Raw genomic sequence first — 19,392 nt, 5'->3', positions numbered from 1 at the left:
GCTCTAGACTGCAGGCCGGAGGTGGCGGGATGGACGACTGGCAATCCTGGAATGCGGAAGTGATGCGCCGCCGGCGCCGGCTCCGGCTCCGCGAGGGGCGGATCAACAAGCTGCCGGTGCGCAGCCTGCTGCCCAACATCCTGACCACCCTGGCGCTCTGTTCCGGCCTCACCTCGATCCGTTTCGCGATCGAGAGCAAATTCGACCTCGCGGTCGCCGCGATCATGATCGCCGGCCTGTTCGACGGCATCGACGGCCGCGTCGCCCGCCTGCTCAAGGGCACCAGCCGTTTCGGCGCGGAACTCGACTCGCTCTCCGATTTCCTGTCCTTCGGCGTGGCGCCGGTGGTCGTGCTCTATCTCTGGACGCTCGGCGATATCGCCGGCTTCGGCTGGATCGCCGTGCTCTCCCATGCCGTCTGCTGCGCGCTCCGCCTGGCGCGCTTCAACGTGGCGCTGGATGATCCGGACAAGCCGGCCTGGACCGCCGCCTTCTTCACCGGCGTGCCCTCGCCGGCCGGGGCCGCCCTGGTGCTGCTGCCGATCATCGCCAGCTTCAGCCTGGGCGACACTTTCTGCCGCTCGCCCTATCTGGTCGCCGTGGTCGCGGTCGCCGTGGCCTTTCTCATGGTCAGCCGGATCCCGACCCTGTCCTTCAAGCGAATCCGCATCCACCGCGATTTCGTGCTGCCCACCCTGGTCTTTGTCGGCATCGCCACGGCATTGGCGCTGTCCTATCCCTGGCAGGTGCTGGGCACGGTGATCCTCGCCTATGCCATCACCATTCCCCTTGGTCCCATCGCCTATGCCAAGGCGCGGGAGCGGGCGGCGGCCCGTCTGGCGGCCGAGGCGGACACGCCGCCGGGCACCGCGCTCTGACGGCTTTTGTTTGCCATGCGTCGGGCGCGGCCTTGCCATGCTCTCACGGCATGGTTTAAAACGGCCAAGCTGACTTGTTTGCAGGCCCGCAAGCCCGCCACGCCCCCAAATTTGATTTGAATATGGGCGGAACGACGCATATCGTTCCATTGCTCCTCAAAGCGCGGCTCGCAGGGGTCGGTGGTGCCGGCTACGGGCTCGTGTTGTCGAGGGGCGCGCCCGGAAAGCATTTGCGTCGCCGTGGTCGAGCGGCGCGTCTCTAAGGTCTGATCCAGTGCCCAACAACGTCAAAGCGCGTGTCAAGTGGTTCAACAGCATGAAGGGCTTCGGTTTCGTTGCCCCGATCGACGGTTCCCCTGACGCCTTCCTCCACGTCTCCGTCCTCAGCTCTGCCGGTTACGGCGATCTTCCCGACGGGGCGGAACTCACGGTCGATATCGGCGAGGGCCCGCGCGGACCGCAGGTGCAGCGCCTGATCGACGTCGTCGGTGTCGAGCCCGGCTCGGCTCCTCCGCACCGTGCGCCCTTCGGCGATCGTGGCGGCTTCGGCGATCGCGGCGGCTTCGGCGGCCGTGAGCGCAGCGGCGGCTACGGCGAGCGCAGCGGCGGCTACGGCGAGCGTAGCGGCGGTTACGGCGAGCGTAGCGGCGGCTTCGGCGGCGGCGGTGACCGTGGCGGCTTCGGCGGGCGCGAGCGCAGCAGCGCCGGCGCCGGCAGCAGCTTCAACCAGGCCCCGATCGCCGCCCCGGCTTCGGACGCCGAGACGATCAGCGGCACCGTGAAGTGGTTCAAGCCGGAATCCGGCTTCGGCTTCATCGTGGCCGACGACGGCGGCAAGGACGTCTTCATCCACAAGAGCGTGCTGCGCCGTTGCGGTCTCGTCGACCTGCAGGCCCAGCAGCGCGTGAAGATGACCGTGCAGACTGCGCAGAAGGGCCGCGAAGCGACCTGGATCGCCACCATCTGATTTCAGGCACGCCGACCGAAAGGCCGGGATCGAAGGGCCGGACGGGCGACCGTCCGGCCTTTTCGCTTTCTCCGGCCTTTTCGCTTTCAGGGCATCAGGGGTTGTTGGCGGCGGCCTGGAAGGGCGTGGTCAGGTCGCGCCCGGCGAGATCGGCGAGGGTGATCGCGCCGTCGTGATTCGCATCGAGGAAGGCGAAATGCTTGACCGCCGCCTTGTTTGCCTCGCGCCCGTCGATCTGGCCATCGTGATTGAGGTCCATGCGCCGGAATTGCGCCGTGGTCGCCCGGGCGTTGCCGTCGCCCGGCGCCAGCCTGGCCTGCTGGGCCAGCACTTCGGCCAGCGTCAGCACGCCGTCGCCATTGGTGTCGGCCTGGGCGAACAGTCGGTCGACGAACTGGTCGGCCTCGCCCTGGTCGATCTTGCCGTCCGCATTGCGGTCCACCGCGACGAAGAACAGGCGAAGCGCGATCGGCACCTGGGGCGTCGGGGACGCCGGGGCGGCGGCGAGGGCGGCGGTGCCGCTGGCGAGCGCCAGCGCCAAGCCGGCCAGGAGAGGGAATGGACGCATCATGTCTCGACCTTCCGCGCAGGCTCTCGCCGGGTCAAGCCCCACCCTTGCCAGGCCCCGGAAACCTGCTACGAATATGATAAATAATCATAAAGTATAGGGGAGGTTCCATGTACGACTATGTGATCGTAGGCGCCGGTTCGGCGGGCTGTGTGCTGGCCCATCGCCTCTCGGCCGATCCGAAGGTGACCGTCGCCCTGATCGAGGCGGGCGGGCGCGACTGGAATCCCTTCATCCATATGCCGACGGGTATGAAGGTGCTGGTCGGCGGCAAGTCGGTGAACTGGCACTTCGAGACCGAACCGCAGGAACAGATGAACGGGCGCCGCCTGTTCTGGCCGCGCGGCAAGGTGCTGGGCGGTTCCTCCGCGATCAACGGCATGGTCTATATCCGCGGCCACCGCTCGGATTACGACGCCTGGGCGCAATCCGGCTGCCGCGGCTGGTCGTGGGACGAGGTCCTGCCCTATTTCACCCGCTCCGAACACAACGAGCGGGGCGCCGACGGCGCCCATGGCCAGGGCGGCCCCCTGAACGTGCAGGATTTCGCCGAACCCAATCCCCTGGTCGACGTCTTCCTGGCGGCGGGTCAGCAGGCGGGCCTGCCCTTCACGCCCGATTTCAACGACGGCGATCATCTGCTCGGCGTCGGCACCTATCAGCGGACCTGCAAGGACAATCGCCGCTGGTCGACCGCGCGCGCCTTCCTGGGCGCCTCGGAAGGGCGCCGCAACCTCACCATCGTGACCCGCGCCCAGGCGACCAGGGTGCTGGTCGAAGGCGGCCGGGCGGTTGGCGTCGAAGTGGCGCGCGGCCGCCGGCGCGAGACGATCCGGGCTTCGCGCGAGGTGATCCTGTCGGGCGGGGCGGTGAACACGCCGCAGCTCCTGCTGCTCTCAGGGATAGGCCCGGCGGACGAGATCCGCCGCCATGGCATTCCGGTCGTGCTCGACCTGCCCGGCGTCGGCCGGAACCTGCAGGATCACCTCGGCATCGGCCTCTATTATGATTGCCCGGCCAAGGTCTCCTACGACGAGCTGATGACGCCTTGGGGCCAGATATCGACCCTGGCGAAATATTTCCTGACCCGGAAAGGGGCGGGGGCCAGCCATGGCTTCGAGTCCGGCGGCTATGCCTCGTCGCGCCCCGGGCTGGAGGCGCCGGACCTGCAATTCTTCTTCCTGTCCAGCCTGGCGGTCGACCATGGGCGCCAGCATCTGGGCGGCAAGGGCTCGCAGATCGATTTCTATCCGGTGCGTCCCGCCTCGCGCGGCTGGCTCGGCCTGCATTCGGCCGATCCCTTGGCGGCGCCCCTGATCCAGCCGAACTACCTCCAGGTCGGCGACGACCTCGAGGTGATGGTCGACAGCCTGCTGATCGGGCGCGAGATCTTCGCCGCCAAGGCCTTCGACGGTTACCGCGGGCGCGAGGTCCGGCCCGGCCCCGACTTCGGCACAAGGGAAGACCTTCGCCGTTACATCCGCGCCAAGGCGGAGACCGCCTACCACCCGGTCGGCACCGCGCGCATGGGCAACGATGCGATGTCGGTCGTCTCGCCCGAGCTTCGGGTCCACGGCATCGCCGGGCTTCGGGTGGTCGATGCCTCGATCATGCCGAATGTGGTCTCCGGCAATACCAATGCGCCGACCATCATGATCGCCGAAAAGGCGGCCGACATGATCCTGGGCCGGCAAGCCCCGGCCCAGGCCCGCGCCGCCTAGCCTCTCGGAGGCCCACGCGGCCTGAACTCAGCGCGCCCCTTCGGCGTCGCGAAGGCGGAGGTAGAAGGTGCGCAGCGCCTCGGTCACCGGACCGGGGCGCCCGCTGCCGATCGGCCGTCCGTCCAGCATGGTGGCCGGCGTGATGCCGCCGAAGGTGCCGGTGACGAAGGCTTCGTCGGCATTGGCGACGTCGGAGAGGGTGAAATTGCGGATTTCCAGCGGCAGGTTGTTGGCGCGGGCCAGCGCCATGACATGGGCCCGCGTGATGCCGTTGAAGCAATAGTCGCCGCTCGAGGTCACGACCGTGCCGCCCTTCACCATGAAGAAATTGGTGGCGTTACAGCTCGACACGAAGCCGAGCGGGTCGAGCATCAGGGCTTCGTCGGCGCCCGCCTTGATGGCGTGGTTCAAGGCGATGATCAGGTTGAGCCTTGAATGGCTGTTCAGGCGCATGTCGAACATGTCGGCCGGGGTGCAGCGGATCGGCACCGAGGCGAGGTGGAGGCCGCGCTCGAACAGGGCGGGCGAGGGCTCCTTCCATTCGGCGACGATGACCAATGTGGCCGGCCCCACGGTCATGCGCGGGTCCTGGTTCGGCGTCTTCTTGAGGCCGCGGGTGACCATCAGGCGGATGTGGACGCCATCGGTCATATTGTTGGCGACCACCGTCTCGTAGAGGGCGGCGGCGAGTTCGAGCCGGCTCCGCCCGATGTCGAGGTCGATCGCCCGGGCGCCCGCGAAGAGCCGGTCGAGATGGCGGTCCATGAAGGCGATCCGCCCGCGCACCAGGCGGAAACCTTCCCAGACCCCGTCGCCCAGCACGAAGCCGGCATCGAAGACGGAAACCCTGGCCTCGCTCCGCGGCACCAGGGTGCCGTTCACATGGATCAGGACCGTCTCGTTCCGCGGATCGTCGGCATAGGACTGGCTGCCGATGGACATTCTCAATGTGCTCCTGTCAGGCGGTGGCGGCGCAGGCGTTCGTAATAGACGCGCGCTTCTTCGATCAGGTCGTCAAAGCCGGGCGGCGGCGCCTTGGCCGGGCCGGGCGGTGAAAAGCCGGTGGAGGCTTCGACGGCACCATACCAATGGGGCGCCCAGACCCCGTCGCTGGCGCGCCGGCCTGGCGGCCAAGACAGCATGGCGGGATCGAAGGTGATGCCAACCGCGGCGCAGAGGGCGCGCAGCATGGCTTCCGGTGCTGCCTGGACGTCGCGCCCCTCGATCACCGGCGGCGCATGGCCCAGCCGGTCGGCCGCACGCTCGAAAATCTCCGCCTGCTCGCGGATGCCGATGTCGGCCAGAGTCACCGCGTCCCGCTTCTCGAGATAGGAGGCGACGACCTCGACCGGATCGCGGATCAGGAAGCAGTTCACCACACGGTCGAGCCAGCCGCGCTCGACCGCGGGCAGCAGGTGGTGGGTCATATGCTTCTGGTAATGGATATGGCCCTTGTCGAGCGGCGCCTCGGTCAGGCCGGCGACCACGCGTCTCCAGTCGCAGTCCATGGCGGCGACGATCGTGTCCCGCCCCGGATGGTCGATCCCGGTTTCCGCGAGATAGAAGCCGTAGAGCGGTTCGTCGACCACGCTGCAATCGGCCCGGTTCTCGAAGGCACGCATCATCGCGGTCGAGATGTTGCGCGGGCCGGACCACATGGCGATGCGAAGGGGGCTGGTCGGGGACAAGATGGGCCGGTCGTAGCTGTCGGGCGGTCAGTATTGCGCAAACCGCCCTGCCGCTCCATCGCCCTTCGCCGGCGCAATCCGTGATCTGCGTGCAACACATGGATAATGCGCCGGCCGGGGGGAACATGGCGCCGCTCCCCGCATTGGATCTTTCGAATGGTGGCAAGGGCCGCCGCGGGTTCGGGTGAACGGCGATGGTGCAGCGGATCTTGGTGGTGGAGGACGAGGCGTTCATCGCCTTCTTCCTCGATGCCGTGCTGACGGATGCGGGTTTCGAGGTGATCGGCCCGGTCGACGACGCGCGCGCCGCCATCCGTGTCGCCAGGGAAGAACGTCCCGACCTCGCCCTGATGGATATCCGCCTCAAGGGCGATCTCGACGGCGTCTCCGCGACCCGTACCCTGGTGCAGACGCTGGGCGTGCCCGTGGTGGTGGTCAGCGCCAATGCCGACCAGGCGCGCGACGACTTGAGGCCCCTGACCCGCCATGTTCTGGGCAAGCCCGTCGCCGGGGACGAGCTGGTCGCCACCGTGCGCCGGGCGCTGGCCGCCTGAAGACCACCGGAAAAGTCACGAAAACGCTGCATCGGAGCCGCTTTCCGCGTATGAGGAAAGCATGAGTCGGACCGATGCCGAGACCGTCGTACCGGCCGGCCAGGGTGCAGCCGTTTCCACGGCGCATTCGCCGGCCGCCTATATGCTGGGGGTTGCAGCCCTCTGCGTGATCGTGCTGGTGTCCACCCTGTGGACCGCCTTGGCGCAGCCCTGGCTTGGCATCACCCTGGCGCAGGGGCAGAAGGGAATTCCCGCCATCGTCGCGGTCGAGGACGGCGGGCCGGTCGCCGCCTCGGCGCTCGACCATCAGCTGCTCTCTGTCGCTGGGCCGATCGGCCGCGGTGTCGCCCTGGTGAACGACGATCTGACCGAAGAGGCGGATTTCCTGGGCAGCTATGACGCGCTTCGCCAATTTTTCGCGCGCCAGGACCAGCTCGCGGGCATTCTCGCGGCCGGCGGTCCGGTTCGCCTGACCCTCGACAACGGCACGGTGATCGAGGCGATGCCGGGGGCGCGGCCACTTGGCACACTGCCGGTCGCCTTCTGGGTGCAATATCTGACCGGGGCGGGGGCCTTGCTGATCGCCGGCTGGGTCTGGGCGATCCGCCCGCGCGACGCGGCGCCGCGCATTTTCCTGCTCTCGGGCCTGTGCATGATCGCCTCGACCCATGCGGCGGCGATCTACAGCACGCGCGAACTGGCGATCGACGGCACCCTGTTCCGCTTCCTCTCATGCCTGAATTTCGGCGGCTCGCTCGGCTTCGGCGGTGCCGCCATCGCCCTCTTCCTGCTCTATCCGAAGGCGTTGGTGCCGATCCGGCAACTGCTTTGGCTGCCGGTGGCGCTGGCCCTGGTGATGGTGCTGGACATCGCCCAGGTGCTCCACAGCGTGAGCCTGGTGCATTACGTGCCGACCGCCTTCGAAATGGCGCTGATCGTCGTCCTGGTCGGGGTGCAATGGCGCGTCAACCGGGGCGATCCGACGGCGCGGGCAGCACTCGCCTGGCTCGGACTCACCATCATCGTCGGCGCCGGCTGCTTCATCCTGATCATCGCGGCCCCGCTGCTGATCGACCGTCAGCCGTCGATGTCGCAAGGCCATGCCTTCGGCTTCTTCCTGGCCGTCTATATCGGCCTGGCGCTCGGCTTGCGCCGCTATCGCCTGTTCGAGATCGGCGAATGGTCGTTCCGGGTGCTGTTCTATGGCGGTGCCGTGCTCGCCATGCTGCTGCTCGACGCGGGGATGCTCTATGTCCTGCATCTCCGGCCGGAGCCGTCGATGGGCCTCGCCCTGATCGCGGTCGGTTTCCTCTATCTGCCGTTCCGCGACGCCGCCTGGCGCCGGGTCGTGGCGCGGCGGCGCATGTCGGAATCGGAACTGTTCGGCGCGGCCGCCGCGGTCGCCTTCACAGCATCGGCGGTCGAGCGCGCGGGCCGCTGGCAGGCTCTGCTGCGGCGCCTGTTCGATCCCCTCGAGGTGGTGGCGCTGGAGCATTTCGCCGGTCCCGTCCGGGTCGGCCGCGACGGCACCGAACTGCTGCTGCCGCCGACTGCCGGGGCACCGGCTCTGGCGCTACGCTATCCCTGGGGCGGCCGGGCATTGTTCGGCCCGGCGCACCTCGACCTCGCCCGGCAACTGACCGACCTGGTCGGCCATGCCGATCGCAGCCGCGACGCCTATGACCGCGGCGCCGCGGCCGAGCGTCAACGTATCTCGCGCGATCTGCACGACGATGTCGGCGCCCGCCTGCTGGCCGGGCTGCACAAGCCAGACGTGGCCCAGGTGCGCAAGATCCTGCGCGAGGCGATCGCCGACGTGCGCACCATCGCCAGCGCCCTGGCCGGCGACCGCCTGCCGCTGGCGACCGTGCTGGCCGACCTCCGCCATGAGACGGCCGAGCGGCTGGAGGCGGCCGGCGTCGCGCTGGACTGGCCGCCGGCCGCCGACGATGATGGGCCGATGTTGGATTACGTCCTCTATCACAACCTGGTGTCGGCCTTGCGCGAGATCTTCTCCAACGTGATTCGCCACGCCCATGCGACGCGGGTGCGGGTCGCCCTCGACCTCTGCCCCGACCGGCTGGACGTCGAAGTGTCGGACGACGGCGTGGGCCTGCCCGCCGGCGCCCGCCCGCGCGGCAACGGCCTCGCCAATATCGCCCAGCGCCTGCGCGAGGCGGGCGGGCGGCTGGAATTCCCGGCGGTCGAGCGCGGCCTTGCCGTGCGCCTGGTGGTGCCCCTGAAGGGCGCCGGGGGGCGGGCATGAGCGGGGCGAACAACCGCCTCGGCCTGGTGGTCGAGGACCTGGACGAGACGCGCGACTTCCTCGCCGCCTGCCTGACCGAAGCCCTGCCCGGCATGTCGGTGTCGACGGTCGGCGACCTCGCCTCGGCGCGGGCCTGGGTCGCGGAACGTCTGACGCCGGCCACGGTCGCCGTGGTGCTGGTCGACCTCGGCCTGCCGGACGGCAGCGGCATCGACTTGATCCGTCTGCTGGCCGACCGCTACCCCGCCGCCCTGCCGGTGGTGACCACCATCTTCGACGACGATCGCCATCTGTTCGACGCCATCGCCGCCGGTGCCCAGGGCTATCTCCTGAAGGACCAGGACGCGCCCGCCCTGGTTACCTATCTCCGCCGCATCGACGGCGGGGAACAGCCCCTATCGCCCTCGATCGCCCGGCGCATCCTGGGCCATTTCCGCCGTCCCACGCCGGCGCCCGAGACGGCGCTGACCCCGCGCGAGACCGACGTGCTGCAACTGATCGGCCGCGGCCTGCGGGTGAACGAGGCAGCGTCCATCCTGGGCCTGACCGACCATACGGTGGCGGGCTACGTCAAATCGATCTATCGCAAGCTGAATGTCTCGTCCCGCGCCGAAGCGGCGCTGGAGGCGGCGCGTCTGGGCTTGGTCTGAGATGCAACCTTCCCCCCTGTTCCGGGGGTTCCGTCGCGTCCGCCTTGGATCTTAACTGTCGGCGACGGATCCGTCCGTCTACGGCGTGTCCCTTCCGGCCGTTCCGGCAGGTGCCCGTTTCCAGTACCGGGGGGTTCTGGAGATGGCGCCGGCGGATCATGGTGGAAGGACCGCCTCGGCAGTTTGCCCCTGCCGGGGTGGCCCTGGCCTCTGGGGGGAGGCCAGGACGCCGGAGGGGCAAGCCCTCAGTGTTTCGCGGCGCTCACCACGACATCGATGATGCGGTCCTGCACCTCGGGGGCCAGATAGGGGTGCATGGGCAGGCTCAGCACCTTGCCCGCCAGCTTCTCCGAGACGGGAACGCCGCCCGGGCCGGCCGGGTAATGCTTGTAGCCGAGCTGGTGGCTCAGCGGGATCGGGTAGTAGATCGCGGTCGGCACGCCCGCGTCCTTGCAGGCGGCGGCGATCTTGGCGCGGTCTTCGAACAGCAGCGTATATTGCGCCCAGACGCTGGTCGCCCCGGCGATCAGGCGCGGCACCCGGGCGACTTCGGCGAGGCCGGCATTGTAGCGGTTGGCGATCCGGTCGCGCGCCTCGATCTCGTCCGGGAAAATCTTCAGCTTCTCGAGCAGCACGGCGGCCTGCATCGTGTCGAGCCGGCCGTTGATGCCGATCCGCACGTTCTCGTATTTGTCCGTGCCCTGGCCGTGGATGCGGACCGAGCGCAGCACTTCGATCAGCTCGTCGTCGTCGGTGAAGACGGCGCCGCCGTCGCCATAGCAGCCGAGCGGCTTCGCCGGGAAGAAGCTGGTCGCGGTCGCCAGGCCATAGGTACCGACCGAACGGTTGTTCAGCTTGGCGCCGAAGCTCTGCGCCGCATCGGACATGAGCCACAGGCCCTCGGCCTCGGCGATCGGCAGGATCGCGGCATAGTCCGCCGGCTGGCCGAAGAGGTCGACCGGGATCACCGCGACCGGACGGAGTCCGCTCTCCCGCGCCCATTTGATCGACGCGGCGAGATGGGCCGGGTCCATGTTGAAAGTGTCTTCCAGGACGTCGACGAAGACCGGCGTGGCGCCGACCCAGGCCACCACTTCGGCCGTGGCGACGAAGGTGAAGGCGGGCACGAAGACGGCATCACCGGGGCCTACCCCCTTGGCCATCAGGACGAGGCCCAGGGCATCGGTCCCGTTGGCGCAGGAGAGAACATGTTTGGCGCCGCAGAAGGCGCCGAGCTGCTTCTCCAGTTCGGCGACCTCGGGCCCCATGATATAGGCGCCGTGGTTGACCACCTTCAGGATCGCTTCGTCCACGGCGGCACCCATGCGGGCGCGCTGCGTCTTCAGGTCGATGAAGGGAATGGGGGCGGCGGTCATGATCGGATCCTTCGAGTCGCGACGCGGCAGGGATGGCTACGGTTTGGCCGATCGCAGGCCCGGCCGCAAGCCCGAGCCTTGCATGGCAGCCCGAAACAAAGCGGGCGGATTCAGCCGCGACCGAACCAATGCTGCAAGGCGATCGCGGCGGCCACCGTGGCGTTCAGGGATTCGACGGCGCCCGTGGTCGGGATGCCCAGGCGCTGCACGGCGAGATCGGCGGGCACGCCCTGGCCTTCCTCGCCCAGCACCAGGCGGAGGTCGTCCGGCCAGGCAAAGCGCGTGAGATCGCTGCCGCCGCCGTCGAGCGCGAAAACCGGGCCGGCCGCCGTGGCCAGCGCGGCCCAGGCGCCGACGCGGGCGAAGTCGAGGCGGAAGACGGCATTGGCGGCGGCGCGGAGACACTTCGGATGCCAGGGACTGGCGGCTTCCGGCAGCAGCAGGACGCGCTTCACGCCGAAGGCCGCGGCGGAGCGGAGCAGGGCGCCCAGATTGGCCGGATCGCCCAGGGCGCAGACGAGTTCGAGGCCGTGCGGGGGGGCTGAGAGATCGGCCAGGGCGAGGGGCGGCACCGTGCCGACCAGGATCGGCAGCCGGGTGCCCGAAACATCGAGCCGGTCGAACAGCGGCCGGGCCAGGAGGTGGCGCGTCACCTGATCGGGCAGCAGCGGGGCGATCGCGTCGAGGGCGGCCTGATCGGGTGCCAGCACGGCGGTGAAGCGCTCCGGCACCAGGGCCAGGGCTTCCGGCACGGTCTTCCGCCCGGCCAGCAGGAAGGCACCGTGCTTCTTGATGCCGCGCGCGTCGAGCAGGCGTTCCCAGGTGCGGAAACGCTCGTTCGCCTCGCTGTCGATCGGGATGGTCCGGGCCATCTCAGATCGTCATCTGGGTGCCGAGCTCGATCACCCGGTCGGACGGGATCTGGAAGAATTCCGTGGCGTCGGCGGCATTGCGGGCGAGCGAGATATAGATCCGGTCCTGCCACAACGGCATACCCGCACCCGGATGAGCCCGGAGCGAGCGCCTTCCCAAGAAGAAGGACGTGTTCATGATGTCGTATTTGAGGCCCAGCTTGCGGGCCGCGGCCAAGGCGCGGGGCAGGTTCGGGCTCTCCATGAAGCCATAGGAGACCCGCATCATCATGATCCGCGGGCTCAGCGACTGCACGCTCACGCGCGCCTCGGGATCGACGCGGGGTTCCTGCGCCACCTCGATGGTCACGATGACGTTCTGCTCGTGCAGCACCTTGTTATGCTTCAGGTTGTGCATCAGGGCGACCGGCGCCACGTTGGGCGTCGAGGTCAGGAACATGGCGGTGCCCGGCACCTGGTGCGGCTGGCTCTTCTCCAGCATGGCGACGACGTCCATCAGGGGCAGGCTGTCGCGCCGCGATTTCTCGGCCAGGATGGTGGTGCCCTTGACCCAGGTCACCATGATCAGGCCGAGGGTGCCGCCGAGCGCCAGCGGCATCCAGCCGCCTTCGGCGACCTTCAGCAGATTGGCGCCGAGGAAGGTCACGTCGATCAGCAGGAAGGGCGTGATCACCAGGATGGAGACGGCGAGCGGCCAGCGCCAGCGATAGCGCATGACGACGAAGAGCAGCAGGGCGGTCACCACCATGGTGCCGGTGACCGCGATGCCATAGGCCGAAGCGAGCTTGCCCGAGGACTGGAAGGCCAGCACCAGGATGATGACGGCGACGCAGAGGAGCTTGTTCACCCGCGGCAGATAGATCTGGCCCATATGCTCGCCCGAAGTATGGCGGATCTCCATGCGCGGCAGGATGCCGAGCTGGATCGCCTGACGGGTCAGCGAATAGGCGCCGGTGATGACGGCCTGGGCCGCGATCACGGTGGCCGCGGTGGCCAGCAGCACGAGGGGCAGCAAGGCCCAGTCGGGCACCAGCAGGAAGAACGGATTTTCCAGCGTCTTCGGGTCTGACAGCACCAGGGCGCCCTGGCCCAGATAGTTCAGGGTCAGCGAGGGAAACACCAGGCCGAGCCAGGCGAGGCGGATGGGCGCCCGGCCGAAATGGCCGAGGTCGGCGTAGAGCGCTTCGGCACCGGTGACCGCCAGCAGGACGGAACCGAGCGCGATCACGCCGACGGTCTCGTGGCGGATCAGGAAATCGACGGCATAGGCGGGGTTGAAGGCCAGCAGCACGGCCGGATGGTCGAACAGGTGGCTGGCGCCTGCGACCGCGATGGCGATGAACCAGACCGTGGTGATCGGCCCGAAGAAGGTGGCGACCTTGGCCGTGCCCCGGCTCTGGACATAGAAGAGCGCGAAGATGATGGCGATCGTGATGACCAGGACATAATGGTCGAAGGCCGGCGTCACCAGCTTGAGGCCCTCGACCGCCGAGAGCACCGAGATCGCCGGCGTGATCACGGCATCGCCATAGAACAGCGAGGCGCCGATGATGCCGAGCATGAGCACGAAGGCGGAGCGCCGCGCCATGGCCCGCCGGGCCAGCGCCATGAGCGAGAGAATGCCGCCTTCGCCATTGTTGTCGGCCCGGAGCAGCAGGACGACATATTTCATGGTCACGATCAGGATCAGCGACCACAGGATGAGCGAGAGCACGCCGAGCACCATGGGCTCGGTCACCGGCTCGATCGACGCGGTATGCAGCAGCGCTTCGCGGAAGGCGTAGAGGGGGCTCGTGCCGATGTCGCCATAGACGACGCCGATACTGCCCAGCGTCAAGGACCACAGGCGGACCTTGGCCGCATCGGCACCTTGGTCGCCGGCGGGCTTGCCGTTGGCGGCATTGCTCATCGCGTGCTCCAGTTCCTGTTCCGGTGATCTTGGGGCGGTGGGTCGGGGGCGCATAGACCGTTTTGCATCGCAGCGGAAGTTTCCGCCCCGTTTGTCGGACTATCCACTCGGACGGTTAACCTTCGATTTCCTCGCGCAGCATTTCGAGGGCGAGCCATTCATCCTCGGCCGCGGTCAGTTCGCCTTGCGCTGCCTCAATCCGTGCCGCCGTCTTCTGGAAGGCCGCGGGGTCGCGGGCGAACAGGCTGCCGTCGGCGAGCTTGGCCTGAAGCCCGGCGATCTCGCTGCCCAATGCCTCGATCCGCTTGGGCAGGGTTTCCAGCGCGTGCTTCTCCTTGAAGGAGAGCTTGCGTTTCGCGGACGCGCGGGCGGCTGGTTCCGCTGCGAGGGTGGATTTGGTGGCGGTCGGGGCGGTACCCTCGCGCGCGGCGACGCCATGGCCGCGCTGCGCCACCATGTCGCTGTAGCCGCCGGCATATTCGATCCAGCGCCCCGGCCCCTCGTAGGCCAGGATGGAGGTCGCGATGCGGTCCAGAAAGTCGCGGTCATGGCTGACCAGCAGGACGGTGCCGGTATAGTCGGCCAGGATCTCCTCGAGCAGGTCGAGGGTTTCGAGGTCGAGGTCGTTGGTCGGCTCGTCGAGAACCAGGAGATTCGACGGCTTGGCCAGGGCGCGCGCCAGCATGACCCGGCCGCGCTCCCCGCCCGACAGCACGCCGAGCGGTGTCCGCGCCTGTTCCGGCCCGAACAGGAAGTCCTTCATGTAGCCGATGACATGCTTGTAGCTGCCGGCGACCTCGACCTGGTCGCTGCCGCCGCCGGTCAGGGCGTCCTGCAGCGTCGTCGTGGGCGAGAGGGATTCGCGCTTCTGGTCCAGGGTCACCATCTGGAGATTGGTGCCCAGCTTGACCTCGCCCGCATCGGGGGCGAGCGCGCCGGTCAGCAGGTTGATCAGCGTCGTCTTGCCGGCGCCGTTCGGCCCGACGATGCCGAGCCGGTCGCCGCGTTTGAGGCGGAGCGACAGGTCGGTGATGATCGGCCTTCCGTCGAAGCCCTTGGAGACATGTTTCGCCTCGACCACCGTCTTGCCCGAGGTCTCGCCCTCGCCCAGCGCCATCTTGACGGTGCCGACCGCCTTGCGTTCCTCGCGTCGGGCGCGGCGCATGGTGTGGAGTTCGCCGAGGCGGCGCATGTTGCGCTTGCGCCGGCCCGAGACGCCGTGACGCAGCCAGTCCAGCTCGGCCACGATCTTGCGGTCGAGCTTGTGGCGTTCCTTTTCTTCCTGCTCGAAGACGTCGTCGCGCCAGTCCTCGAAGGCGGCGAAGCCGCGCTCGGTGCGCCGTGCCGTGCCGCGGTCGAGCCACACGGTGGCGCGGGAGAGGGCGGTCAGGAAGCGGCGGTCGTGGCTGATCAGGACGAGGGCGGAACGGCTCGCCCGCAATTCTTCTTCCAGCCATTCGATGGCCGGCAGGTCCAGGTGATTGGTCGGCTCGTCCAGGAGCAGGATGTCCGGCTCCGGCGCCAGGGTGCGGGCCAGGGCCGCGCGGCGGATCTCGCCGCCGGAGAGGCTCTTCGGATCCTCCGCCCCGGTCATGCCGAGCGCTTCGAGCAGGCTCCTCGCCCGGTGGTGGTCGTCGCCCGGCGCGAGCCCGGCCTCGACATAGGCGAGCACGTCGGCAAAGCCCGAGAGATCCGGTTCCTGCGGCAGGTAGCGGATGGTGACGCCCGCCTGCAGCACGCGCTCGCCCCGATCGGGCTCGATCAGGCCGGCGGCGATCTTCAGCAGCGTCGACTTGCCGGAGCCGTTGCGCCCGACCAGGCACAGCCGGTCGCCTTCGCCGACCACCAATTCGGCGCCGTCGATCACAGGGGGGCCACCGTAGCCGAGGTGGATATCGCGGAGGGTGAGGAGGGGAGCTGCCATGGTCGTCGCGACCGTGCATAGCCGGGCCCGGCCCCCAGATCAACCACGACGGCCGCCCCCGGCTTTCGTCGTAAACGACAGCACTATTGACCTTTCTGCCGGAACCCGGCATTTATATGCGCCAGACCGCAAGGGACGCTAATAAAATGACCGCCGAGAAGATTGATTGGCAACAATGTTTCGCAAGCCGGGCGAGCCGGATGAACGCCTCGGAAATCCGCGAGTTGCTGAAGCTACTGGACCAGCCGGACATCATCTCTTTTGCCGGCGGCATTCCCGATCCCGCGCAATTCCCGACCCAGGCGATCCGCGACGCCTATGCCGCGATCCTGAGCGATCCGGCCAAGGCGGCGCAGGCCCTGCAATATTCGGTTTCGGAAGGCTATCTGCCGCTGCGGGGCTGGATCCGGCGCCATATGGAAGCCTTGGGCGTGCCCTGCACCGAAGCCAACATCATGATCACGGCGGGCTCGCAGCAGGCGCTCGACTTCATCGGCAAGCTGTTCCTCTCGGCTGGCGACACGGCGCTGGTCACTGCACCGACCTATCTCGGTGCGCTGCAGGCCTTCAACGCCTATGAGCCGCGCTACGACACCCTGGGCCTCGAAGGCGGCAATCGCACGCCGGAGAGCTATCGCGAGGCTGCGGCAGCCAACGGCGGACGTGTCGGCCTCGCCTATCTGGTCGCCGATTTTGCCAATCCGTCGGGCGAGACGGTCTCGCTCCCGGCCCGTCAGGACCTGCTGACCCTGGCCGAGGCGCTGGATACGATCGTGGTCGAAGACGCGGCCTACCAGGCGCTCCGCTACGACGGCGAGGCGGTGCCGCCGCTGCTCGCCCTCGACATCGCCCGCTCGGGCGGGATCGAGGCCAGCCGCACGCTCTATTGCGGCACCTTCTCCAAGACGCTGGCCCCGGCGCTCCGCGTCGGCTGGGTGTGCGGCGCTTCGGCGGCGATCGCCAAGCTGGTCCTGGCCAAGCAGGCGGCGGACCTCCACTGCGCGACGATCAATCAGATGGTGATGCACCAGGCCGCCGAAGCGGTCTACGAGAGCCAGGTCGCCTCGAACCGCAAGGTCTACAAGGAGCGGCGCGACGCCATGCTGGCGGCGCTCGCCCGCCACATGCCGGAAAACGTGAGCTGGACCCGGCCCGAGGGTGGCATGTTCATCTGGGTCACACTGCCGGCCGGGATCGACGGCGCCGACCTCCTGGCGCAGGCGATCAAGGACTGCCGCATCGCTTTCGTGCCGGGCGGCGCCTTCTACGGCGAAGGGCGCCAGAACAACAAGCTGCGCCTCTCCTTCTCGCTCTCGACTCCGGCACAGATCGAGGAAGGAATGGCGCGCCTGGGCGCCTTGCTCCGGCGCCTCGGCTGAGCCGCGCCTGCCGCGCCGCCGCCATCGTGCGGCGGCCGGCGCGCCTTCAAAACTGCCACCGAAACGGTGATAGTTGCTGTCGCCAATTTGATCATTTCAGCGCCTCGCCGGTCGGCTCCGGTCCGATTTTGCTGATTGAGTGCAACATGCAAGAAGTGAGGCGGTGGGGCTGGCGACGATCGTTCGCCAAGTCGGCGGGTAATTGTGCCGATCAGGTGGCATCTCCTCGCCATCCCGATTTCAATTGACCAAGCAATAAACGCTAATTCGAGCACAGTCTCTGAATGTATTCGCCGGGATTGGGCGGCCGGGACACCGTGCCGCGGGGCTTGGCGGAAATGCGGGCCTTGCCCCCCTCGAGGGGCGGCCGATCATTTCGATTCAGGGGCTGACGAAACATGAAACTCCGGGCAGTTTGGACATCGACGGCGATTGCCGCGGCCGTCGCGGCCGCAGGCTTGGCGGGTGCGCAGGACGCCGTCCCGGTTTCGGGCGATCAGCTCGGCACCGGCAAGGGCGTCGAGGAGACCAATGCCCAGCTCAGCCTGTTCGGCGGCGGGGACGAGAACGGCGGCATCTACGGTGGCGCCCCCAGCCTGACCATCCCGCTGGGTGACAACGGCGGACTGCAGCTCGACGGTATCGCCGGCGTGGTGGCGGACGACGTCGGCTTTGCCGGCGGCGCTGCCCAGCTGTTCTACCGCGATCCGCAGAAGTTCATGGTCGGCGTGGTCGGCGCCGGCTACTATATCGACAGCTACGCCCAGTATACCGTCGCCGGCATCAGCGAATATTACCTCGACAACATCACCCTCGAGGCGACGGTCGGCTATACCACCGGCAAGGTCCTGCCCGACCAGGCCTACGGCCGCGTCGGCCTGTCGATCTACACCAATCCGAACCTCCGCCTGGGCGGTGGCCTGTCCTATTCCGAGACCAACGAGTTCGGCGGCGACATCCAGATCGAGGCCCTGCTGACCGACATCCCGGGCATGGCCCTGTTCGCCACCGGCGCCTTCGACAATGCCGGCGCCACCGGCTACGGCGGTGTCCGCTTCTACTTCAACAGCGGCACCAACCTGATGTCCGACGATCGCACCAAGCAGGCGAGCGGCGGTCCGACCCTGATCGACATCCAGCGCAAGCTGCTGCGCCAGAACTTCTTCATGACCGATCCCATCGGCTTCGGCCTGCGGCAGATCAGCCGCGCCGGTGGCGCCACCAAGCCGGGCGGCGACGATTACGGCGACATCACCCCGCCGCCGCCCCCGCCGCCGGCCAACACCTGCGCCGACTTGATCTGCACCGTGCAGGACACGGTCGGTCAGCTCGCCGATCAGACCCTGATCAGTCCGATCACCGACCTGATCAACGGCCTGGTCGATCCGGCCGGCGGCACCCTGAGCGCGCTGACCGGCCCGCTGGCCGATCTGACCAACGCCGGTTCGGGCGCGCTCGGCGCCCTCACCGACGTCGTGCAGGGTCTGGTCGGTACCAATGATTCGGCGCTGACCCCGCTGATCGACGCGCTGAACACCGTGCTCCAGGGGCTCTCCGGTGGCGCCGATCCGACCCAGATCACCGACCAGCTGGCCGCCCTGCCGGGTGCCGATCAGCTCACCGGCCTGCTCGGCGGCCTGCTGCCCTGAGGTATCGGTCTTCACCTTCGAAAGGGCGGCTTCGGCCGCCCTTTCTGCTTTCGGGGCTAAAAAGAACGGCGCCGAGGATCGCTCCTGGCGCCGTCAGTCGGTTCGGCGGCGGGCGCCGAACAGCGTGCATAAGGGCTCACACGCCAGTCTTAGATACAGTGACACAGCATTACTTGTCATCCGTCAAAATCGACAACAATCGCCATAACGAACGGACTTCGGGCGTAAGCCCGGGACGCCGCGAGAGGGGGCGGGGGAGGGGGCCGATCAGGCCGGCTTGGCGGTGGCGGCCAGGAAGACCTGTGCCATGGCGGCAAAAGATTCTGTGCTGATCGCGTCGAGCCGCAGCGTGTCGCGCAGCTCGGGCAGCGCGAAATTGATCGCCGAAATGCCGACCAGGGCCGCAATCATCAGCGAGGGCGGCACGGCGCCCGCGATGCCCAGGTTCCGCGCCGCCTCGATGTGGCGATTGAAACCCTGGACGACCGGGTTCAGGAAATTGTCCGACAGCCATTGCAGGCGCTCGCCGCCGGCCGGCGATTCCCCGAACACGATCTGGATGTGCTCGGGATGGGAGACGCAGAAATCGGCATAGTTGCGAACCAGGGTCGACAGGCTGGTCACGGCCTGTTCTGCCGTTTCGGGCAGGGGCACCGCCTCGGGCGAGGGCATGGCCTCGAAGATGGCGGCGACCGCTGCCTGCCACAGCTCGAGCTTGGTCGAGAAATGATAGCCGAGATGGCCCAGTTCGATGCCGGTGCGGGCCGCGATGGCGCGCAGGGAGGCCCCGCCATAGCCATGGGCGGCGAATTCGGCGATCGCCGATTCGAGGATGGCGCTGCGCAGGGCCTGGGTGCGCTCTTCCCGGTCGGTGGCCGGCCGGGGGCGGGCACGCAGGCGCCGGGCCGGCGCGCGGGACGGGGGCGAGTCGGTCATGGCAACGCAACAACTCCTCTCGTCTGCAGTCGGCGCCGTCCACAGTCGGGTGCGT

Annotated in this window: 16 protein-coding genes; 8 read left to right on the top strand and 8 right to left on the bottom strand. The window is 68.2% G+C overall.

Features of this window, described 5'->3' with window-relative positions; translation table 11 throughout:
- Positions 1-29: 29 nt before the first annotated feature.
- Both pssA and WC493_RS11010 read left to right on the top strand, forming a co-directional pair.
- The gene (gene pssA / locus WC493_RS11015; protein WP_373065532.1) at positions 30-878 is read left to right on the top strand and encodes a CDP-diacylglycerol--serine O-phosphatidyltransferase; all 849 of its coding nucleotides are present in this window, start codon (positions 30-32) and stop codon (positions 876-878) included.
- 274 nt (positions 879-1,152) lie between these two features.
- A complete protein-coding gene (locus tag WC493_RS11010; RefSeq protein WP_373065530.1) occupies positions 1,153-1,845 on the top strand; it encodes a cold-shock protein in 693 nt (230 codons plus the stop codon).
- A gap of 94 nt (positions 1,846-1,939) precedes the next feature.
- Here the strand turns inward: WC493_RS11010 and WC493_RS11005 are convergent, their stop codons facing one another.
- Complete coding sequence (locus WC493_RS11005; RefSeq protein WP_373065528.1) at positions 1,940-2,416, bottom strand: EF-hand domain-containing protein; 477 nt, start codon at positions 2,414-2,416, stop codon at positions 1,940-1,942.
- A 107-nt stretch (positions 2,417-2,523) separates the two neighbouring features.
- Here WC493_RS11005 and WC493_RS11000 point away from each other — a divergent pair, with 107 nt between their 5' ends.
- Entirely contained in the window at positions 2,524-4,134 is a 1,611-nt protein-coding gene (locus WC493_RS11000) for a GMC family oxidoreductase (RefSeq protein WP_373065526.1), read from the top strand.
- Positions 4,135-4,161: 27 nt separating this feature from the next.
- Here the strand turns inward: WC493_RS11000 and WC493_RS10995 are convergent, their stop codons facing one another.
- Both WC493_RS10995 and WC493_RS10990 read right to left on the bottom strand, forming a co-directional pair.
- Entirely contained in the window at positions 4,162-5,076 is a 915-nt protein-coding gene (locus WC493_RS10995; protein WP_373065524.1) for an aminotransferase class IV, read from the bottom strand.
- 2 nt (positions 5,077-5,078) lie between these two features.
- A complete protein-coding gene (locus WC493_RS10990; RefSeq protein ID WP_373065522.1) occupies positions 5,079-5,822 on the bottom strand; it encodes a hypothetical protein in 744 nt (247 codons plus the stop codon).
- 194 nt (positions 5,823-6,016) lie between these two features.
- Between WC493_RS10990 and WC493_RS10985 the strand changes: the two genes are divergently transcribed.
- The 3 genes from WC493_RS10985 (at position 6,017) to WC493_RS10975 (ending at position 9,292) form a co-directional block, all read left to right on the top strand.
- Entirely contained in the window at positions 6,017-6,376 is a 360-nt protein-coding gene (locus WC493_RS10985) for a response regulator (RefSeq protein ID WP_373065520.1), read from the top strand.
- A gap of 61 nt (positions 6,377-6,437) precedes the next feature.
- Positions 6,438-8,642: a sensor histidine kinase gene (locus tag WC493_RS10980; protein WP_373065518.1), complete on the top strand. Its 2,205-nt coding sequence runs from the start codon at positions 6,438-6,440 to the stop codon at positions 8,640-8,642.
- On the top strand, positions 8,639-9,292 hold the full coding sequence (locus WC493_RS10975) for a LuxR C-terminal-related transcriptional regulator (protein WP_373065516.1): 654 nt from the start codon (positions 8,639-8,641) through the stop codon (positions 9,290-9,292). The genes WC493_RS10980 and WC493_RS10975 overlap by 4 nt, the downstream gene beginning before the upstream one ends.
- Positions 9,293-9,537: 245 nt before the next feature.
- Here WC493_RS10975 and WC493_RS10970 read toward each other — a convergent pair whose 3' ends face one another.
- From WC493_RS10970 to WC493_RS10955, 4 genes are all read right to left on the bottom strand, one after another.
- Positions 9,538-10,668: a DegT/DnrJ/EryC1/StrS family aminotransferase gene (locus WC493_RS10970; protein ID WP_373065513.1), complete on the bottom strand. Its 1,131-nt coding sequence runs from the start codon at positions 10,666-10,668 to the stop codon at positions 9,538-9,540.
- A gap of 110 nt (positions 10,669-10,778) precedes the next feature.
- Entirely contained in the window at positions 10,779-11,540 is a 762-nt protein-coding gene (locus WC493_RS10965; protein ID WP_373065511.1) for a TrmH family RNA methyltransferase, read from the bottom strand.
- 1 nt (position 11,541) lies between these two features.
- On the bottom strand, positions 11,542-13,449 hold the full coding sequence (locus WC493_RS10960) for a potassium transporter Kup (RefSeq protein WP_373065509.1): 1,908 nt from the start codon (positions 13,447-13,449) through the stop codon (positions 11,542-11,544).
- 115 nt (positions 13,450-13,564) lie between these two features.
- Positions 13,565-15,373 carry an ABC-F family ATP-binding cassette domain-containing protein gene (locus tag WC493_RS10955; protein ID WP_373065507.1) on the bottom strand — a complete coding sequence of 603 codons (1,809 nt, stop codon included), beginning with the start codon at positions 15,371-15,373 and terminating at the stop codon, positions 13,565-13,567.
- 200 nt (positions 15,374-15,573) lie between these two features.
- Between WC493_RS10955 and WC493_RS10950 the strand changes: the two genes are divergently transcribed.
- Together WC493_RS10950 and WC493_RS10945 are read left to right on the top strand one after the other, a co-directional pair.
- A complete protein-coding gene (locus WC493_RS10950) occupies positions 15,574-16,752 on the top strand; it encodes a PLP-dependent aminotransferase family protein (RefSeq protein WP_373065505.1) in 1,179 nt (392 codons plus the stop codon).
- Between the two features lie 458 nt (positions 16,753-17,210).
- Positions 17,211-18,401, top strand: coding sequence for a hypothetical protein (locus tag WC493_RS10945; protein ID WP_373065503.1), 1,191 nt, complete (start codon positions 17,211-17,213; stop codon positions 18,399-18,401).
- A gap of 267 nt (positions 18,402-18,668) precedes the next feature.
- On the opposite strand, the gene WC493_RS10940 is transcribed toward WC493_RS10945, so the two are convergent.
- The gene (locus WC493_RS10940) at positions 18,669-19,337 is read right to left on the bottom strand and encodes a TetR/AcrR family transcriptional regulator (RefSeq protein ID WP_373065501.1); all 669 of its coding nucleotides are present in this window, start codon (positions 19,335-19,337) and stop codon (positions 18,669-18,671) included.
- Positions 19,338-19,392 lie beyond the last annotated feature (55 nt).

The organism is Zavarzinia sp., assembly GCF_041650655.1.
Lineage (GTDB): Bacteria > Pseudomonadota > Alphaproteobacteria > Zavarziniales > Zavarziniaceae > Zavarzinia.
The sequence above is the reverse complement of the archived record's forward strand: the minus strand, read 5'-3'. Positions and strand labels throughout refer to the sequence as shown.

Excerpts from the sequence above, each read along its gene's own strand:
- WC493_RS10960 (WP_373065509.1), bottom strand. The coding sequence starts at position 13,449 with ATGAGCAATGCCGCCAACGGCAAGCCCGCCGGCGACCAAGGTGCCGAT.
- WC493_RS10950 (WP_373065505.1), top strand. The coding sequence starts at position 15,574 with ATGAACGCCTCGGAAATCCGCGAGTTGCTGAAGCTACTGGACCAGCCG.
- WC493_RS10995 (WP_373065524.1), bottom strand. The coding sequence starts at position 5,076 with ATGTCCATCGGCAGCCAGTCCTATGCCGACGATCCGCGGAACGAGACG.
- WC493_RS10985 (WP_373065520.1), top strand. The coding sequence starts at position 6,017 with ATGGTGCAGCGGATCTTGGTGGTGGAGGACGAGGCGTTCATCGCCTTC.
- WC493_RS11000 (WP_373065526.1), top strand. The coding sequence starts at position 2,524 with ATGTACGACTATGTGATCGTAGGCGCCGGTTCGGCGGGCTGTGTGCTG.
- WC493_RS10980 (WP_373065518.1), top strand. The coding sequence starts at position 6,438 with ATGAGTCGGACCGATGCCGAGACCGTCGTACCGGCCGGCCAGGGTGCA.
- WC493_RS10975 (WP_373065516.1), top strand. The coding sequence starts at position 8,639 with ATGAGCGGGGCGAACAACCGCCTCGGCCTGGTGGTCGAGGACCTGGAC.
- WC493_RS10965 (WP_373065511.1), bottom strand. The coding sequence starts at position 11,540 with ATGGCCCGGACCATCCCGATCGACAGCGAGGCGAACGAGCGTTTCCGC.
- WC493_RS10955 (WP_373065507.1), bottom strand. The coding sequence starts at position 15,373 with ATGGCAGCTCCCCTCCTCACCCTCCGCGATATCCACCTCGGCTACGGT.
- WC493_RS10970 (WP_373065513.1), bottom strand. The coding sequence starts at position 10,668 with ATGACCGCCGCCCCCATTCCCTTCATCGACCTGAAGACGCAGCGCGCC.
- WC493_RS10940 (WP_373065501.1), bottom strand. The coding sequence starts at position 19,337 with ATGACCGACTCGCCCCCGTCCCGCGCGCCGGCCCGGCGCCTGCGTGCC.
- pssA (WP_373065532.1), top strand. The coding sequence starts at position 30 with ATGGACGACTGGCAATCCTGGAATGCGGAAGTGATGCGCCGCCGGCGC.
- WC493_RS11005 (WP_373065528.1), bottom strand. The coding sequence starts at position 2,416 with ATGATGCGTCCATTCCCTCTCCTGGCCGGCTTGGCGCTGGCGCTCGCC.